At 30.7% G+C, this 17265-nt stretch carries 21 protein-coding genes and 1 other annotated feature; of the genes, 19 read left to right on the top strand and 2 right to left on the bottom strand.

Annotated elements, in window-relative coordinates; translation table 11 throughout:
* The 17 genes from nrdR to rpmF all read left to right on the top strand — a co-directional run bounded on the left by nrdR (position 1) and on the right by rpmF (position 12765).
* Positions 1–474 (top strand): transcriptional regulator NrdR, encoded by a 474-nt coding sequence (gene nrdR, locus K5Q11_RS00480; protein ID WP_220750877.1) that lies wholly within the window; start codon positions 1–3, stop codon positions 472–474.
* Complete coding sequence (locus tag K5Q11_RS00475) at positions 474–1841, top strand: DnaD domain protein (protein WP_220750834.1); 1368 nt, start codon at positions 474–476, stop codon at positions 1839–1841. The genes nrdR and K5Q11_RS00475 overlap by 1 nt, the downstream gene beginning before the upstream one ends.
* A gap of 19 nt (positions 1842–1860) precedes the next feature.
* Entirely contained in the window at positions 1861–2793 is a 933-nt protein-coding gene (dnaI, locus tag K5Q11_RS00470) for a primosomal protein DnaI (protein WP_220750833.1), read from the top strand.
* Positions 2794–3091: 298 nt separating this feature from the next.
* Positions 3092–5038: a threonine--tRNA ligase gene (thrS, locus tag K5Q11_RS00465; protein ID WP_220750832.1), complete on the top strand. Its 1947-nt coding sequence runs from the start codon at positions 3092–3094 to the stop codon at positions 5036–5038.
* 39 nt (positions 5039–5077) lie between these two features.
* Positions 5078–5207 (top strand) — a sequence feature (ribosomal protein L20 leader region).
* A 35-nt stretch (positions 5208–5242) separates the two neighbouring features.
* Positions 5243–5752, top strand: a complete 510-nt coding sequence (gene infC, locus K5Q11_RS00460; RefSeq protein ID WP_220750831.1) for a translation initiation factor IF-3 — start codon at positions 5243–5245, stop codon at positions 5750–5752.
* 33 nt (positions 5753–5785) lie between these two features.
* Positions 5786–5980, top strand: coding sequence for a 50S ribosomal protein L35 (gene rpmI / locus K5Q11_RS00455; RefSeq protein WP_056966456.1), 195 nt, complete (start codon positions 5786–5788; stop codon positions 5978–5980).
* Between the two features lie 28 nt (positions 5981–6008).
* Positions 6009–6365 (top strand): 50S ribosomal protein L20, encoded by a 357-nt coding sequence (gene rplT, locus K5Q11_RS00450; RefSeq protein ID WP_220728063.1) that lies wholly within the window; start codon positions 6009–6011, stop codon positions 6363–6365.
* A 111-nt stretch (positions 6366–6476) separates the two neighbouring features.
* Entirely contained in the window at positions 6477–7010 is a 534-nt protein-coding gene (locus K5Q11_RS00445; RefSeq protein ID WP_220750830.1) for a YqeG family HAD IIIA-type phosphatase, read from the top strand.
* A complete protein-coding gene (gene yqeH / locus K5Q11_RS00440) occupies positions 7000–8133 on the top strand; it encodes a ribosome biogenesis GTPase YqeH (protein ID WP_220750829.1) in 1134 nt (377 codons plus the stop codon). Before K5Q11_RS00445 ends, yqeH begins: the two co-directional genes overlap by 11 nt.
* Positions 8134–8152: 19 nt before the next feature.
* Complete coding sequence (yhbY, locus tag K5Q11_RS00435; protein ID WP_220750828.1) at positions 8153–8464, top strand: ribosome assembly RNA-binding protein YhbY; 312 nt, start codon at positions 8153–8155, stop codon at positions 8462–8464.
* Positions 8465–8473: 9 nt separating this feature from the next.
* The gene (locus K5Q11_RS00430; protein WP_251067888.1) at positions 8474–9064 is read left to right on the top strand and encodes a nicotinate-nucleotide adenylyltransferase; all 591 of its coding nucleotides are present in this window, start codon (positions 8474–8476) and stop codon (positions 9062–9064) included.
* Positions 9057–9665 carry a bis(5'-nucleosyl)-tetraphosphatase (symmetrical) YqeK gene (yqeK, locus tag K5Q11_RS00425; protein WP_220750876.1) on the top strand — a complete coding sequence of 203 codons (609 nt, stop codon included), beginning with the start codon at positions 9057–9059 and terminating at the stop codon, positions 9663–9665. Before K5Q11_RS00430 ends, yqeK begins: the two co-directional genes overlap by 8 nt.
* A 16-nt stretch (positions 9666–9681) precedes the next feature.
* Complete coding sequence (rsfS, locus tag K5Q11_RS00420) at positions 9682–10038, top strand: ribosome silencing factor (RefSeq protein WP_220728059.1); 357 nt, start codon at positions 9682–9684, stop codon at positions 10036–10038.
* A complete protein-coding gene (locus tag K5Q11_RS00415) occupies positions 10039–10779 on the top strand; it encodes a class I SAM-dependent DNA methyltransferase (RefSeq protein WP_220750827.1) in 741 nt (246 codons plus the stop codon).
* On the top strand, positions 10780–11901 hold the full coding sequence (locus tag K5Q11_RS00410) for a nucleotidyltransferase (RefSeq protein ID WP_220750826.1): 1122 nt from the start codon (positions 10780–10782) through the stop codon (positions 11899–11901). It abuts the gene before it with no gap.
* Between the two features lie 79 nt (positions 11902–11980).
* Positions 11981–12517, top strand: a complete 537-nt coding sequence (locus tag K5Q11_RS00405; protein WP_220728056.1) for a DUF177 domain-containing protein — start codon at positions 11981–11983, stop codon at positions 12515–12517.
* Between the two features lie 68 nt (positions 12518–12585).
* Positions 12586–12765, top strand: coding sequence for a 50S ribosomal protein L32 (gene rpmF, locus K5Q11_RS00400; protein WP_054657201.1), 180 nt, complete (start codon positions 12586–12588; stop codon positions 12763–12765).
* Between the two features lie 76 nt (positions 12766–12841).
* Here rpmF and adhP read toward each other — a convergent pair whose 3' ends face one another.
* Positions 12842–13858 carry an alcohol dehydrogenase AdhP gene (gene adhP, locus K5Q11_RS00395; protein ID WP_220750825.1) on the bottom strand — a complete coding sequence of 339 codons (1017 nt, stop codon included), beginning with the start codon at positions 13856–13858 and terminating at the stop codon, positions 12842–12844.
* A 188-nt stretch (positions 13859–14046) separates the two neighbouring features.
* On the opposite strand from adhP, the gene K5Q11_RS00390 reads away from it, so the two are divergent.
* Complete coding sequence (locus tag K5Q11_RS00390) at positions 14047–14733, top strand: response regulator transcription factor (RefSeq protein ID WP_220728054.1); 687 nt, start codon at positions 14047–14049, stop codon at positions 14731–14733.
* The gene (locus K5Q11_RS00385; RefSeq protein ID WP_251067887.1) at positions 14730–16307 is read left to right on the top strand and encodes a HAMP domain-containing sensor histidine kinase; all 1578 of its coding nucleotides are present in this window, start codon (positions 14730–14732) and stop codon (positions 16305–16307) included. Before K5Q11_RS00390 ends, K5Q11_RS00385 begins: the two co-directional genes overlap by 4 nt.
* A 25-nt stretch (positions 16308–16332) precedes the next feature.
* Here K5Q11_RS00385 and yidC read toward each other — a convergent pair whose 3' ends face one another.
* The gene (gene yidC, locus K5Q11_RS00380; RefSeq protein WP_220750824.1) at positions 16333–17256 is read right to left on the bottom strand and encodes a membrane protein insertase YidC; all 924 of its coding nucleotides are present in this window, start codon (positions 17254–17256) and stop codon (positions 16333–16335) included.
* Between the last annotated feature and the right edge of the window lie 9 nt (positions 17257–17265).

The following is a 17265-nucleotide window of genomic DNA, read 5'->3' as shown; positions in this document are numbered from 1 at the left end:
ATGCAATGTCCTCATTGTCATAAAAAATCTTCTAAGGTTATTGATAGTAGGCCAACTGAAAATGGTAGAGTAATTAGAAGAAGAAGAGAATGTGAAAATTGTGGTTATCGATATACTACTTTTGAAAGAATTGAGGAAACACCACTTTTAGTTATAAAAAGTAATGGTAATCGTGAAGAATTTAATCGCGAGAAAATTCTTAAGGGAATTATTAGATCAGCTGAAAAACGTCCGGTTCCTATGATTGAAATGACTAAAATTGTTGATCATGTAGAGAATAAAATACGCTCCGCCGGTGATAACGAAGTTTCTAGTCAATTAATTGGTAGATATGTAATGAATGAATTAGCTGATATTGATGAAATTTCTTATATTAGATTTGCTAGTGTGTACCGACAATTTAAAGATATGACAGTTTTTTATAATGAACTAAAGGGTGTTCTAGAAAAAGATAAGAAGAAACGTGATAAATAATGGTTGATAGTGAACTAAGAAATATAAACCCTAATTCAGGGTTTATTGTTACAGCTACAGAATACATTTCTGATTTGCAACGTAAAACATTAGATTTGTTATATCAGCCAATTATTGGTCCCGTTGCGTATGCATTATTTAATATTTTATGGAGAATGGAGTTTGATAATGATAAATTTCAAATCAAAAATAATTTTGAACTTTTATCACTTTTAAACATTGATCTATCCCAGCTTTACGATGCTAGAGTTAAGTTAGAAGGTTCAGGTTTATTAAAAACTTATATTCAAGAAACTGAATCCTTAAATAAAATATATGTATACAAATTATTTCCGCCACTTAATGCAAGAGCCTTTTTTAAGGATGATTTATTAAGTGTAACGCTTTTACAAATTATTGGCGAAAAGCAATACTATGCTTTAGGAACTAAACTAATCAAAAAAGTTTATGATGATGACAATATGAAAGACATTTCTAAGAATTTTTTAGATGTATTTGTTGTCAAAAAAAATGACTTATCTAATACTCCCAATGTTACTAAAAAAATAAGGGCTAATTTTTCTAATCAAAACGATACTAAACAACAAGTTGTTAGGGATGTTAAGGATTTTGACTTTAACTTGTTATTGGATATATTGGGTCAATCCTATGTTAACTTAGATAGTGTTAAAAAAAGTCATGATTTAATTTTATCTGAGCATTTATTGTATGGTATAGATGAAATTAGTATTTCAAGATTGATTGAAAAAGCTACAAACATTAGCACGAATATTTTGGATGTTAATAAATTTAAACTTTTGGTTTCTAGACAATTTGAAAGAGCCAATAATTCTAATGCCAATGCTTTTCAAACAGTTACTAAGAGTGACGATATTAAACTTAATGCGGCCGAACAAAGCTTGGTTAAGTCGGCATCATTTTATTCGCCAATCGATTTTTTGATTAAGTTGAAAGGTGCTAATAAAGGATATATTTCTGCCAATGAAGAAAAAACTTTACGTGATTTAGTTCATCGAATGGTTTTACCTAAAGAAGTCATTAATATGATTACCTATCATATTTTAGTGGATCAAGATCATGCCAGCTTAAACAAAAGTTTAGTTGACACAATTGCTAACGATTGGGCTAAACATGATATTAGTAATGCTGCTGAAGCTATTAAATATATTCGTAATCGTAAAGATAGTCTAAAAAATAAATTTAATAAAAAAAGTTTTAATAAAAATAATAATAGAAAACAAATTAAAGAATCTTTACCGGACTGGGCAAGAGACGATTACAATCCACATAAAGATAGTAAGCCTATTGATAAGGATAAAAAACGTCAATTAGAATTAGAGTTAGAAGAATTAGACAATAATCAATAATTGGTTAGGTGGTGTTTTTTTGGAAAGTGTTAGCCAGAGTATGAAGCAAATGATGAGTGAATTAAATGGTGGATCTGACCGCTATCGAGAACTTATTCATAAGGTTTTAAATAATGATGACGTTAAAAATTTTTTAGAAAAAAATAATGATAGTCTAGACAAAGATGCAATTATTAAATCTTTATCAAAATTATATGAGTTTGTATCTGAAAAAAACAAAATAAATAGCGGTCAAGCAAGTACTATTCCGGGATACGAACCAGAATTAAAAATTAATAATCATCTGATAGACATATCTTATTGTCCCACCGAAGCCACCATTAAAGCTAGAAAGCAGCATGCATTACAAAAAAGAATAAAAACGCTTATGATGCCTAAAGATGTAAATAATGCTAGTCTACATGACTTTGACATGGATGAATCTTCTTCAAGAATGAATGTTTTAGAACAAGCACTTAATTTTATTAAAAATTATCATAAAACGGATAAGTGGCTTCCTGGCTTATATATCTATGGCAGCTTTGGAATTGGTAAAACCTATCTTTTAGGTGCTATAGCTAATAAGTTAGCTGAAAATGGAGTAGATGTAACAATGTTGCATTTTCCTAGTTTTGCTGTTGAAATGAAGAATTCGATTGGTAATAATAATGTTGCAGATAAAATAGATGCAATAAAAAGGGCTTCCATTTTAATGCTGGATGATATTGGGGCTGACTCTATGTCTTCTTGGGTTAGAGATGATATTTTAGGAGTAATTTTAGAATGGCGTATGCAGAATCACTTACCTACTTTTTTTAGTTCTAATTTTTCAATGGATAAATTAGAAACGGAACACTTGAGCGTTAATAATCGTGGTGATGATGAACCATTAAAAGCTAAAAGAATTATGCAAAGAATTCGTTTTTTATCTAAAGAATACTTGATGACAGGTTCTAATAGAAGACCTCAATAATTATTTAGATTTCATCCTTGACATTTTATTGTAGAATGATGATAATATTAACCAAGGAAGACAAAACTTAATGTTTATCATTTCAGGGAGAGAAAACAATAACTGCAAGTTTTCTTAATTGTTAACTTTAAGCTACCACTTCTTGAGTATATTTAATATATATGCCGTTTTTGGCTTAATATGAGGCTTACATATTTTTAACTATTGTAAGTAAATATGGGTGGAACCACGTTAATAACGTCCCTAGTACTATTTTATAGTGCTAGGGCTTTTTTATTTTATTTAGGAGGTAATTTATATGTCTAAAATTTCTTTTGAATTTCCAGATGGTAGTGTAAAAGAATTTGATCAAGGTTTAACAGTTGAAGATGTTGCTAAAAGCATAGCTGTTAGTTTAGCTAAAAAAGCTGTAGCCGGAAAAGTAAATGATAAAATGTATGGTATCAATGAAGTTTTACCTAATGGTGGTAAAATTGAAATCATTACAAAAGATTCTGATGAAGGTTTACAAGTTTTAAGACAAACTGCTTCACAATTGTTGAAAGCAGCTTTAGCTGATCAATTTGTTGGAATTGAGTTTGGTGAAAGTGCTTCTGATGAAGATGGATTCTTTGTTGATACTGATAAAAAAGATACGCAAGTTAGTGCTGACGAACTTAAACCTCTAGAAGATAAAATGCGTAAAATGGTTAAGGACAACGTTTCCATTGAACGTAAAGTTTTAAGTAAAGAAGATGCCTTAAAACAAGTAGATGGAGATCCATATCAAGCAAAATTAGTTAACAAATTTGTTGAAAACGATAAAGTAGTTTTTTATCAAATTGGTGACTACTTAAGTCTAGGTGAAGGCGTTGTACTTCCATCTGCTAAACTAGTTAAAGAATTTAAATTATTATCAGTTGCAGGTGCTTATTGGGAAGGTAAGTCTTCTAATCCAATGCTTCAAAGAATTTTTGCAACTGCTTTTTATAAAAAAGCAGATTTAGAAGATGATTTAAAACGTCGTCAAGAAGCCAAAGAAAGAGATCATCGAGTAATTGGAAATAAATTAGACTTATTCTTTGTCGATCCTAAAGTTGGAGCAGGTTTAGCATACTGGATGCCAAACGGTGCTACTGTTAGAAGAGTTATTGAAAGATATATTGTTGACAAGGAATTAGCTAATGGTTACCAACACGTAATTACTCCAGTTTTAATGAACCTTGATGCTTATAAAACATCTGGTCACTGGGCTCATTATCGTGAAGATATGTTCCCTCCAATGGACATGGGTGATGGTGAACAACTAGAACTTCGTCCAATGAACTGTCCTAGCCATATCCAAATCTTTAAACATCACATTCGTTCATATCGTGAACTTCCTATGCGTATTGCTGAATTAGGTATGATGCACAGATATGAAAAATCTGGTGCATTGTCTGGTTTACAAAGAGTTCGTGAAATGACTTTAAATGATGGACATACTTTCTTAGCAATTGAACAAATTAAGGAAGAATTTAAACGTATTCTTCATCTTATGGTTGAAGTTTACAAAGACTTTGACATTGAAAATTATCATTTCAGATTAAGTTATCGTGATCCTAAGAATACTGAAAAGTATTTTGATGATGATGAAATGTGGAATAAATCTCAATCAATGTTAAAAGGTGCGATGGATGAATTAGGTTTAGATTATGTAGAAGCAGAAGGTGAAGCAGCTTTCTATGGTCCAAAACTAGATGTTCAAACATATACTGCAATGGGTAATGAAGAAACATTATCTACTATTCAATTAGACTTTATGTTACCAGAAAGATTTGACCTTCATTATGTTGGTGAAGATGGTAAAGAACATAGACCAGTTATGGTTCATCGTGGTTTAGTTTCTACAATGGAAAGATTTGTGGCTTACTTAATCGAAGTTTATAAAGGTGCTTTCCCAACATGGTTAGCTCCACATCAAGTTAAAATTATTCCAGTAAGTATGGATAAACATGGTGATTACGCTAAAAAAGTTAATGAAAAATTAACTGCTTTAGGTATTAGATCTAGTGTTGATAGTCGTAATGAAAAAATGGGTTATTTAATTAGAGATGCTCAAACTAACAAAGTTCCATACACGTTAGTTGTTGGTGATGATGAATTGTCATCAAATAAAGTATCTGTTCGTCGCTATGGTGAAGACAATAGTTCAGAACTATCCATTGATGATTTTATTAAGGCTATTCAAGAAGATATTAGTAACTATTCAAGAAAAAACAAATAGTTATTGACAATTTATGCTTAAATTGTTATTATTAAACTAACATAAAAGCAGAAGCATCCCGCTTCTCGCCTCAGTGATTATAATTGCTAGGCTAAATTTCGGATGGAAAACTCATTTTTTGAGTTATGAGAGCGGGTATATATCTATGTATCCGCTCTTTTTCTGCTTTTAATTACTTGGAGGTGAATTGCCATAGCAAACGATATGATGGTCAATGATGGAATTAGAGCTAGAGAAGTTCGTTTAATCGGTGCAAACGGTGATCAATTAGGAGTTAAATCAACGGCTGAGGCTTTAAAGATGGCTGAAGATGCAAGTTTAGATCTTGTTGTAGTTGCTCCTAAGGCAAAACCACCCGTAGCTAAGATATTAGATTATGGGAAATACCGTTTTGAACAACAAAAGAAGGCTCGTATGTCTAGAAAGAAACAAAAGGTTGTTAGTGTTAAGGAAATAAGACTTAGCCCTACAATTGATACAAATGATTTTAATACTAAGCTTAAGAATGCTAAAAAGTTCTTGAGCAAAGGTGAAAAAGTTAGAGTATCTATCCGTTTCAAAGGACGTGCCATCACACATAAAGAAATTGGTCGTGATGTTCTAAACAGAATGGCAGATTCTACATCAGATGTTGCTAATGTTACCCAACGAGCAAAAATGGACGGTAGAAGTATGTTCTTAATGCTCGCACCTAATTCAAGCGATAAAAAATAATTTTTTTACTATAAAAAGGGAGGATATTTTCTAATGCCTAAGATTAAAACAAACCGTGCTATAGCAAAACGTTTCAAAAAAACTGCTAAAGGTGGTTTAAAGAGCGCAAACGCTTTTACTAGTCACCGTTTTCATGGTAAAACCAAGAAACAACGTCGTCAATTACGTGGTACAAGCATGACTGGTGCTACTATGACTAAAAAATACACACATTTATTACACAAATAATATTTTTTAATATCGGGAGGAATTTAATATGCCACGAGTAAAAGGTGGAACAGTCACTCACGCACGTCGTAAACGTGTTTTAAAACAAGCTAAAGGTTACCGTGAAGGTAAACACAGTCTTTTCAAAACTGCTAAAGACCAAGTAATGAAATCACGCGAATATGCTTTCCGTGACCGTCGTGCAAACAAGAGCAACTTCAGAAGATTATGGATTGCTCGTATCAACGCCGCTGCACGTATGAATGGTTTGAGCTACAGTAAATTAATGCACGGTTTAAAACTTGCTAACATTGAAGTTAACCGTAAAATGTTAGCTGATTTAGCAGTTAACGATGAAAAAGCATTTGCTTCATTAGCTGATGCAGCTAAGAAAGCTGTAAAATAATTTTTTAAACTTTCACCACTTAGTTTAAGTAGGTGGGAGTTTTTTTATTAATATATATGCCGAATATTTTTTCGGTTATACATAATATTTTATAATAAGGAGATTTTTAAGATGTTATCTAAATTTAAACCAACTTGGATGATTCCAACAATATATCAAATATCACCATCAAAGTTAAATCAAATGGGCATTAAAGCGGTGTTTACTGATTTAGATAACACTTTAATTCCTTGGAATAATACTTATGGTACTACACAGTTAAAAAATTGGATTAATGCATTATATAAACATGGTATTCAGTTAGTTGTTATTTCTAATAATAGCCATAAAAGAGTAAGTAAGGCTGTGCAACACTTTAATATAGATTATATATCTAGGGCATATAAACCATTACCTTCTGGAATTATAAAAGCTTTAAAAAAGTATAATTTAGATAATAAACAAGTTATAATGGTTGGTGATCAGCTTTTGACTGATGTAGTTGCTTCTAACAATGCAAAAGTAAGAAGCGTACTTGTAAAGCCAGTATTACCTAGTGATGCTTGGAATACAAAATTAAATCGTTATATTGAAAAGAAAATATGGACAAAATTATTAAAAAAATACAATAATTTAACATGGCAGGAGGATATTGATGAGCGATAATAATCAAGCAGAAGATAGCTTACAATGTATTGGTTGCGGTGCTTTTATTCAAACCCAAAATCCAAATGAATTAGGTTATACACCTAATTCAGCTTTAAAGAAAGCACAAGAGTTAGATAATGATATTTATTGTCAAAGATGTTTTAGATTAAGACATTATAATGAAATTGCACCAGTGAGTTTAACTGATGATGATTTCTTGAAATTATTAAATAAAATTAGAGATTCTGAATCTCTAATTGTTTATGTTGTAGACATTTTTGACTTTAACGGTAGTGTTATTCCAGGATTGCATCGTTTTGTGGGTGATAATGAAGTCTTGTTAGTTGGTAATAAAGAAGACTTACTTCCACAATCACTTAAACGTAGAAAACTAAAAGATTGGTTGAGACAACGTGCTAATGAGCAAGGGATTCGTCCAATAGATGTTGCTTTAGTTTCTGCTAAAACTAATCGCTCAGTAGATGGATTATTATCAAAAATCGATGATTATCGTCAGGGTAAGGATGTTTACGTTGTAGGAGTAACCAATGTAGGTAAATCTACACTAATTAATCAAATTATTCGACAAAATACTGGAATTCAAGAGTTAATTACTACTTCAAAATTTCCAGGTACAACGCTAGATCAAATTAATATAAACTTAGATGATGGTAGTAAAATAGTTGATACTCCTGGAATAATTCATAAAGAACAAATGGCACACTATTTAAAGGGAAAAGATTTAAAAATTGTTGAACCACAAAAGCAAATTAAGCCTAAAGTTTACCAGTTGAATCCTGAACAAACTTTATTTTTTGGTGGAGTAGGTAGATTTGACTATGTTCAAGGAAATGCAAAACATGGTTTCACAGTGTACGTAGAAAACAATTTATTAATTCATCGTACTAAGCTAGCTAATGCGGATAATTTTTATGAAAAGCATTTTGGAGAATTACTTACACCACCTGACGCTTCATATATCGATGATTTCCCTAAATTAGTTAGGTATGAATTTAAAACAACTGAGAAAAGTGATTTGGTAATTGAAGGCCTTGGATGGATTACCGTGCCAGAAGACGTAGTAATAGCAGGTTGGGCTCCAAAAGGAGTATCAGTTTTAATTAGAAAATCAATGATTTAAAACAAATTAAGGAGAACTTATGAAACTTAGAGGAAAACAAAAGAGATATTTAAGATCACAAGCTAATCGTATGAAACCTATATCATCAATTGGTAAGAATGGATTAACTGATATTTGGTTAGAACAAATTTTAGATGCTTTGCAAAAAAGAGAGTTAATTAAAATTAATATTCAACAAAATGCTGATGTAGATACTGATGATGTAAAAAACTTTTTGGAATCAAAAAGTGATATTAACGTTGTTCAAGTAATAGGTAAAACTTTATTATTATTTTTACCTTCTAATGATGAAGACAACCAAACTGTTTCTGTAGAAGTAAAAAATATTTAAGGTGATATTTTGATTTCTTTAAATAATAAAGTAAAACACAAAATTGGTATATTTGGTGGCACATTTAATCCCATTCACAATGAACACTTATTTATAGCTGATCAAGTTTGTGATAGTTTAAATTTAGATCAGGTTTATTTAATGCCGGATTATATTCCACCACATGTAGATAAAAAATATGCTATAGATGCTAATTTAAGAGTTGATATGATTAAATTAGCAATTCAGGATAATGATAAATTAGCATTGGAATTGTCTGAGGTAAATAGAAAGGGTACTAGTTATACCTATGATACGATGCTTAACTTGTGCAATCAAAATCCTAATAATGATTATTATTTCATTATTGGTGGAGATATGGTAGATTATCTGCCTAAGTGGCATCGAATTGATGAATTATTTCAACTAGTACACTTTGTAGGAGTTAAACGAAAAAACTATATTCCTGAAAGTGATTATCCAGTTATTTGGGTAGATTTACCTGATATAGATATTTCATCAACTATGATTAGAAATAAAATTAGTTGTAATGAGTCGGTTAGATATTTAATTCCAGATAAAGTTAATTGTTATATAAAGGAGCATTCAATTTATCGATAATACAATAGTTTACACACAAAATATTGTTCCATTTAGTCGTGAAGAATTAGTAATTCGTTTAAAAAATGCTTTAACAAAATCTAGATTTGAACATGTTTTAAGAGTGGAACAAATGGCAATTAAGCTAGCTAAACTTAATGATGTTGACGTTGAGTTAGCTAGTATAGGTGGGTTAGTTCATGATTATGCTAAGCAAAGACCAGATGATGATTTTATTAACGCTATTCATAAATACCATTTAGACAGTAACTTACTTAATTATGGCAATGCTATATGGCATGGAGAAGTTGGATTTTTATTTGTTCAACATGAGTTAGGTATTCAAAATGTTGATGTATTGAATGCTGTAAAACACCATACAGTAGGCGCTAAATACATGTCTAAATTAGAACAAATTGTTTATATGGCTGACTATATAGAAATGGGCAGAGATTTTCCTGGTGTTGATGAAGCTAGAGAAATTACTTATAAAAATTTGGAGTTAGGTGTAGCTTATCAGACTAAGCATACTTTAGAATACCTAATTTTAAATAACAAAAACGTATATCCTAAAACAATTGACACTTACAATCAATGGGTAGTAAATTCTAATTTAAAATAATAAAGGAGAAATTAAATTGAATAGTAAAGATATTTTAAAAGAAGTAGTATTAGCTGCTGATAAAAAAAGAGCACATGATATTGTTGCTTTAGATGTTAAAGAAGTTAGCTTAATGGCTGATTATTTTGTAATAATGGATGCTACATCTAATCGTCAAGTTAAATCTATTGCTGATGAAATTGTTGATGCTGTAGAAGAAAAAGATATTTACATTAAACAAGTTGAAGGTAAAAGTACTGCTAAATGGATTTTAATTGATTTAGGAGAAGTAATTGTACATGTATTTCAAAGTGATGAAAGAAGCTTTTATAACTTGGAAAAATTATGGTCAGATGCCGATTCAGTAGATTTAAGTGATTGGATAGAAGAATAGATGATTTACACTAGTTTTGCACAGCTTTATGATGAGCTCTTTGATTCTAATATGTATAATCATTGGCTACAATTTGTGAAAGATAACGTTGATACTTCGTCTAACATTATTAATATTGCTTGTGGAAATGGAAGATTAGATTGTTTATTGATTAGTCAGGGATATAATGTTACAGGCTTAGATTTATCAAATGACATGCTTTCAATTGCTAGTAAGCACGCTAATGATATGAACTTGTCTTTACCATTAATCGAGGGTAATATGTTGGATTTATCAACTATTGATAATTACGATGTAGCTACTTGTTTTGATGATTCTTTATGTTATTTAAAATCAGAATCAGAAATTGAAACAGCTTTTACTAATGTCTTTAAGCATTTAAATAATGGTGGTAAATACTTGTTTGACGTAATTACACCTTATAAAACAGATGTTTATTATCCAGGATACATGTATAACTATCATGACGAATCAAGAGCTTTTATGTGGTCAAGTTACATTGGTGATGCTCCACATTCAGTTGAACATGACTTAGCTTTTTTCTTTTACAATGAAGAAATAGAAGCCTATGATTCTTTTAATGAAATTCATTATGAAAGAACTTATGATCTAAAAGTTTATTTAGACCTACTAAAAAAAGTAGGTTTCAAAAATATTAAAGTGTCAGCTGATTTTGGTAAAAAAACTCCAGATAATAAGACTGACCGTTGGTTTTTTGTTTGTGATAAGGTGATGTCATAGATGCTCAAAGCTGTGGGAATAATATCTGAATACAATCCATTTCATAATGGACATTTATACCAACTAAAAGAAGCTAAACGTTTAACTGGTGCTGATTTAGTTGTAGTGATTATGAGCGGTAATTGGGTTCAAAGAGGAGAACCAGCATTAGTTGATAAGTGGACACGCACTGATATAGCAATACGCAACGGTGCTGATTTAGTAATAGAATTGCCATTTCAGTGTGCAGTTCAACCGGCGGACTTATTTGCTAAATATTCGGTTAATATTTTGGGTAATTTAAAATGTTCTTATTTAAGTTTTGGATGTGAAAATAATCAAATAAACTTTAATGAATTAAGTCATTTTAAAAAAATTAAGCAAGATATTAAATCTTATTTAGATGCAAACACACCTTATTCTGCGTCTATTAGGGACTATGTGTATTCTAAGACGGGAAAAAGAATTTCTAGTCCTAATGATGTGTTAGGGATGAATTATGCAATTTCTAATTCTGCTTTAGAATGTCCAATGAAATTGTATCCAGTAAAACGCTTGGGAGCCAATCACCACGATAGTGATTTAAATTATAAAGCTGACATTTCTAGTGCTTCGGCAATTCGTTCAGCCATACTTAAGCATGATAATGATTTTAGTAAATTTTTACCGAATTACAACATTCATTTTGATGAAATAATTACGTGGGATTCATTTTTCCCATACTTAAAGTACATGATATCAATGTCTTCCACAAACGAATTAAGCCAAATATATCAGATGAATGAAGGTTTAGAATTTAAATTAAAAAAAGAAATTAATGCTTCTAATAGTTTTGAAGAATTTATTTCTAAAATAAAATCAAAGCGATACACTTATGCTAGGTTAAAAAGATTATGTTGTTACATCCTATTGAATTATCAAAATGATGCAATATTTGAATATATTAGGGTATTAGGATTTAATAATTTAGGAAAATCATATTTAAAGCAAGTTAAGAAATCTATCGATATTCCTATAATATCTAGAGTAAACAAAAGCAACCTGAATAATGAACTTAGATATGAATATCGAGCAGGATTTATGACAGGCATAATTACTAATGAAAATGAAGATTTATATCGATTTCCGTTGATTTATAAGTGATTTTGCTATCAAGGTAAACACCTTGACAAGCATATTTGTAATATGTATAATAAACATCGTTGCATTAGGGGGACTACACATGAAATGGTCATTAAATGAATTATCTAGTTATCAAGATGCTCCGCTTTCAGTTACTGAAAAGCTTGACTTGGAAAAAGATTTATTGGATAGATATCCTAAGTATATTTTATCAGTAGATCCAGTAACAGTTAGTGCACATGTTTTTTATGATAGCGGTAATGTGATTGTTAATGCTAAAGTTACCGGTAAGATGGTTGTTCCGTCTTCACGTTCATTAGACCCGGTTAATGTTGATTTAGATTTTAATATTAACGAGGTATATGTTAAAGATGAATACAATCTTAAAAAGTATGAAGAATTAGGCGATGTAGCATTTTTAATTGAAAATCAAAAAATTGATTTTGATAAATCAGTTGCTGATAATATTATCTTACAAATCCCAATGCATATTCTCTCTCCTCAAGAAGAAGAGGGTAAAGAAATGCCTGAAGGAAGTTTTTGGAAAGTTATTTCTGAACAAGAATACAACAATCCTAAGGCAGAAGATAAAACTGTTGATCCACGTCTTGCTAAATTGAAAGATTATTTTAAATAGTGATTTTCTTTGGTAAGGCTATAAAATTTTTCACTAGTGGATATTTTTTATAAAAGGGGGTTTTTATATTGGCTGTACCAGCAAGAAAGACTTCAAAAGCTAAAAAGAATATGCGTCGTGGTCATATCAAATTAGCTAATCCAGGTTTAAGTGCTTGCCCAAACTGTGGTGAGTTACGTAAATCACACGTAGTTTGCCCAAACTGTGGCTTCTACAATGGTAAACAAGTTATTAAAGTTAATAACTAATTTAAAAGCTAAATAAAAAAGGTTCAGAACACCATGGGTTCTGAACCTTTTTTATTTAGCTTTTAATTTCTAATGATTATTTAGTGAAATCTACTACTACACGACCAACAATCTTGTTTTGTTTCATTTCATCAATAACATCGTTGATTTCATCTAATTTACAAGTTCTAACGATTGGTTTAACTTTACCTTCAGCACCAAATTGGAATGTTTCAGCTAAATCTTGTCTAGTACCAACCAATGAACCTGCTACTTGAATACCATCAAGAACAGTTTTATCGATATTTAATGCCATATCACCCTTAGGTAGAGCAACAGCAACTAGTTTTCCATCTGGACGAAGTGCATTAACAGATGTAGTGAAAGCATCTTTATTAACAGCAGTAACGATTGAACTGTGAACTCCACCAACTTTTTCTTGGATTTGTTCAGCAACGTCTGAATCATGACGGTCAATTAATAATTCTGCACCATTCTTTTTAGCTGCTTCTAGTTTTTGTTCGTTTCCATCTACAGCAACTACATGAGCTCCAAAAACGTTGTGAGCCAATTGTACGGCAATATTACCCAATCCACCAGCACCAACGATTTCAATCCATTGTCCTGGGCGAGCATCTCCTACTTTAAGAGCTTTGTATGTTGTAACTCCAGCACAAGTTAATGATGTTGCTTCAATTGGATCTAAGTTTTCGGGTACTTTAACAGCGTAATTTGCATCAACAATTACTTGTTCGGCCATAGCACCATCTACTGTAAAACCAGCATTTTGAACATTTCTACATAAAGTTTCACGACCAGTTAAACAATATTCACAATGTCCACAACCCTTAAAGAACCAAGCGATAGAAACTCGATCGCCAACTTTTAAGTTAGATACTCCTTCAGCAACTTTTGATACACGACCTACACCTTCGTGTCCAATAATTCTGCCAGGAACTTTTCCAAAGTCTCCAGATGCAACATGTAAATCTGTGTGACAAAGTCCACAATATTCTACATCGACAAGAGCTTCACCATATTTTAAAGGTCTTAAATCAACATCTTTAATATCTACATAACCATCTGAGTTATCTCTTACTACAGCAGCTTTCATACTAACAACTTCTTTCTTTAATTTATAATTTCATTATATTAGATGTTATAAGTAAAATCAAGTGAAAATATTCACAAAAAAATTTAATATGTAACTGAGATAACTACTATTAATGGCATTATTATGCTAAAATGTAAAATGATTTGTTGATTTGAAAAAAGAATAATATATAGAGGTGTATTTACCTAATGAGTCGTATTTTAATTATTGAAGATGAAAAGAGTTTAGCGCGTTTTGTTGAACTTGAATTAGAACATGAAGGTTATGAAGTTACCGTTAGCCTTGATGGACGCGATGGTTTAGATGAAGCCATAGAAAATGATTATGATGTTATTTTACTAGATTTAATGTTACCTAAATTAAATGGAATGGAAGTTGCTAGAAGACTTAGAGAAAAGAAGTCAACTCCAATTATAATGATGACTGCTAGAGATTCTGTAATTGATAGAGTTTCTGGTTTTGATCATGGTGCTGATGACTACATTGTTAAACCATTTGCTATCGAAGAATTATTAGCAAGAGTTAGAGCCTTATTACGTCGTATTGAGATAGAAGGCGACGAGAAAAAAGAAAGCCAAAAAGTAGTCCATTTTAAGGATATTACGGTTGAAAAAGAAAGTCGTATTGTTAGACGTGGTGACGATATTATTAACTTAACTAAACGCGAATACGAACTTTTGTTAACACTTATGGAAAACGTAAACGTTGTATTAGGTCGCGATGTCTTATTAACTAAAGTATGGGGATATAACTCAGAAGCTGAAACCAACGTTGTTGATGTTTACGTTAGATATTTAAGAAATAAAATTGATCGTCCAGATCAAAAGAGTTATATTCAAACTGTTCGTGGTACAGGGTACGTGATGCGTTCATGAACTCATTAAACACTAAAAACCTTAGTGAAAGTAGCATAGATAATTCTAAAATGTTTCACAATAAAAGAAGACTATCATTAAAATGGAAATGGTCTGCAGGGACTTCTTTGATTGTTTTTGTAATGCTGTCAATTTTTTCATTTTTAGTTTATAATCGTTTTTCAGATGTCTTGATACATCAAGAAAGAGTGCACATTAGCGAAACGATGGGTACTATTTCAGATAAATTAGGGGATTTTAGTCGTCCTTTGGTTGGATATAAGGTAGACGATGTTTTAACTGCTAAAAATAGTGAAAATAATAAACTTAAAGAAAAATCTAATGACAGCAATGTTTCAAGTGCCTATTCAAATTCAGTTTTTGCTAGTTTGGCAAAAAACAATAATATAATAAGTGTATTTGACAAAGATAATAATCCTGTTTTTTATTCTAGCTATGTTCCTCAAAACTATTCTAAGATTAGTAATGTAAATAGAGAACATATATTTATGGATAAATTTAATAATGATAATTCATTGATAGGTGAAACACCTGTTTTTTCAAAAGTAAATGGAAAAAGAATTGGGACTATTAGAGTTATAAATAAATTAGGCGATTATCATTACTACACTAAAAAATTAACGTTTATTTTATTATTCATTTTAGTGTTAGGTGTGTTTGTAGCAGCGTTACTATCTTATATTTTAGCTGCATACATGCTTAGACCCATCAGCGTCATTTCTAAAACTATAAACAGAATAAATGATTCTCCTGAAAATGAAGTTAGAGTTCCTAAAATGCATAGTAATGATGAGTTAACTGATTTAGCTTCTTTGTTTAATGATATGTTAGATACTATGCAAAGATATATTGAACAACAACAGCAATTTGTGGAAGATGTTTCACATGAATTAAGAACACCAGTTGCTGTAATTCAAGGACATTTAAATATGTTATCTCGATGGGGTAAAGATGATCCACAAATTTTGAAAGAATCGATTGATGCTTCGGTTTCTGAAATTAATCGTATGAAAAGTTTAGTTCAAGAAATGCTTGATTTATCTCGTGCAGAACAAGTTGAAATTAATTACAATGATAAAATTACCGATGCACAAGATTTGGTATTTCAAGAATATAATGACTTTAAAATGATACATCCAGATTTTATGTTTACATTAGATAATGACATAAAAAAAGAAACCCTTGTTCAGATTTATCGAAATCATTTAGAACAAGTATTAATAATACTTTTAGATAACGCAGTTAAATACTCTACGAAGCGTAAAGAAGTACACATTTCAATTTCCAGAAGTACTAAGAACGTAGATATCGCTATTCAAGATTTTGGTGAAGGAATTTCACCCAAAAATATGAATAAAGTATTTAACCGATTTTATCGAGTTGATAAGGCTCGTAGTCGAAACCAGGGTGGTAATGGTTTAGGTCTATCTATTGCTAAAAGGTTAATTGAAGCTTACAATGGTCATCTTTCTGTTGAAAGTTCAGTTGGACATGGATCTATTTTTAGAATTACATTACCGATATTGTCTCAAGCAGATAAAGAGAGAATTCAAAACAAAAAAAGCAATCAATAATTTTATTGATTGCTTTTTTATTATTTTAATCATTACGATTTTGTTTACCAGAATTTCTTTGACGATTTTTATTTTTATTGTCTTCAGATTTTTCTATTTCTGGACTCTCATTGTTTTTATCACTTTCATGAACTTCTTTTACCACTTTTTTTGGAGGATTTTTTTTAGCTTGTTCTAAAATTTCTCTTCTAATTTTAGGTCTGTACATATTAATTATTAAAGTTTGAATACAAATGAATATTCCACCGATAAAGAAGTATATTCCTAAACCTGCAGGAGATTGCAAAGTTGCAATTAAAATAACAATAGGATTTAATAAAATCATAAATTTCATTTGCTTCTTTTGTTCTTCTGGCATTCCTTTAGTCATTAAGAAACCTTGAATTAGGTATGCAATTAATGAAAGGATTGCCAAGGTTATGTTTTTATCTCCTAAACGAATACCCATAAATATGGTATGAGATACTTCCGGAGAAAATCTAATGGCATTATATAAAGCAATAAATACAGGGGTTTGAATAAGTAATGGTAAGCATCCAATTCCACCCATCATGTTAACGTCATTATCGCGATATAAAGCCATCATATCTTGTTGGATTTGCATTCTTTCTTCTTGAGTTTTAGCGTTTTGTTGACGCTTTTGAATTTCTTTCATTTGTGGTCGAATTAAATTCATTTTTTCTTGCATTTTTGTAGATTTAGTCATTTGATTAACCATAATTGGTAACAAAATTAATCTAACAATTACTGTCAATACAATTAATGCCCATCCGTACCCACCTACAAATTTAGCAATAAAATCTAAAATATGTTCAGCCGGTAATGCTAAATAGTTATAAATAAATCCTTCTTTAGGAGTACCGTCACTATTAACTCTTACACATCCTGAAAGCGTTACTGCTATCATTGCAATAGCAATTAACGAGTATAATTTTTTTACTTTTTTCATTAAGATAAA

Origin of the sequence: Apilactobacillus xinyiensis, from assembly GCF_019656235.1 — a bacterium.
Lineage (GTDB): Bacteria > Bacillota > Bacilli > Lactobacillales > Lactobacillaceae > Apilactobacillus > Apilactobacillus xinyiensis.
The sequence above is the reverse complement of the archived record's forward strand: the minus strand, read 5'-3'. Positions and strand labels throughout refer to the sequence as shown.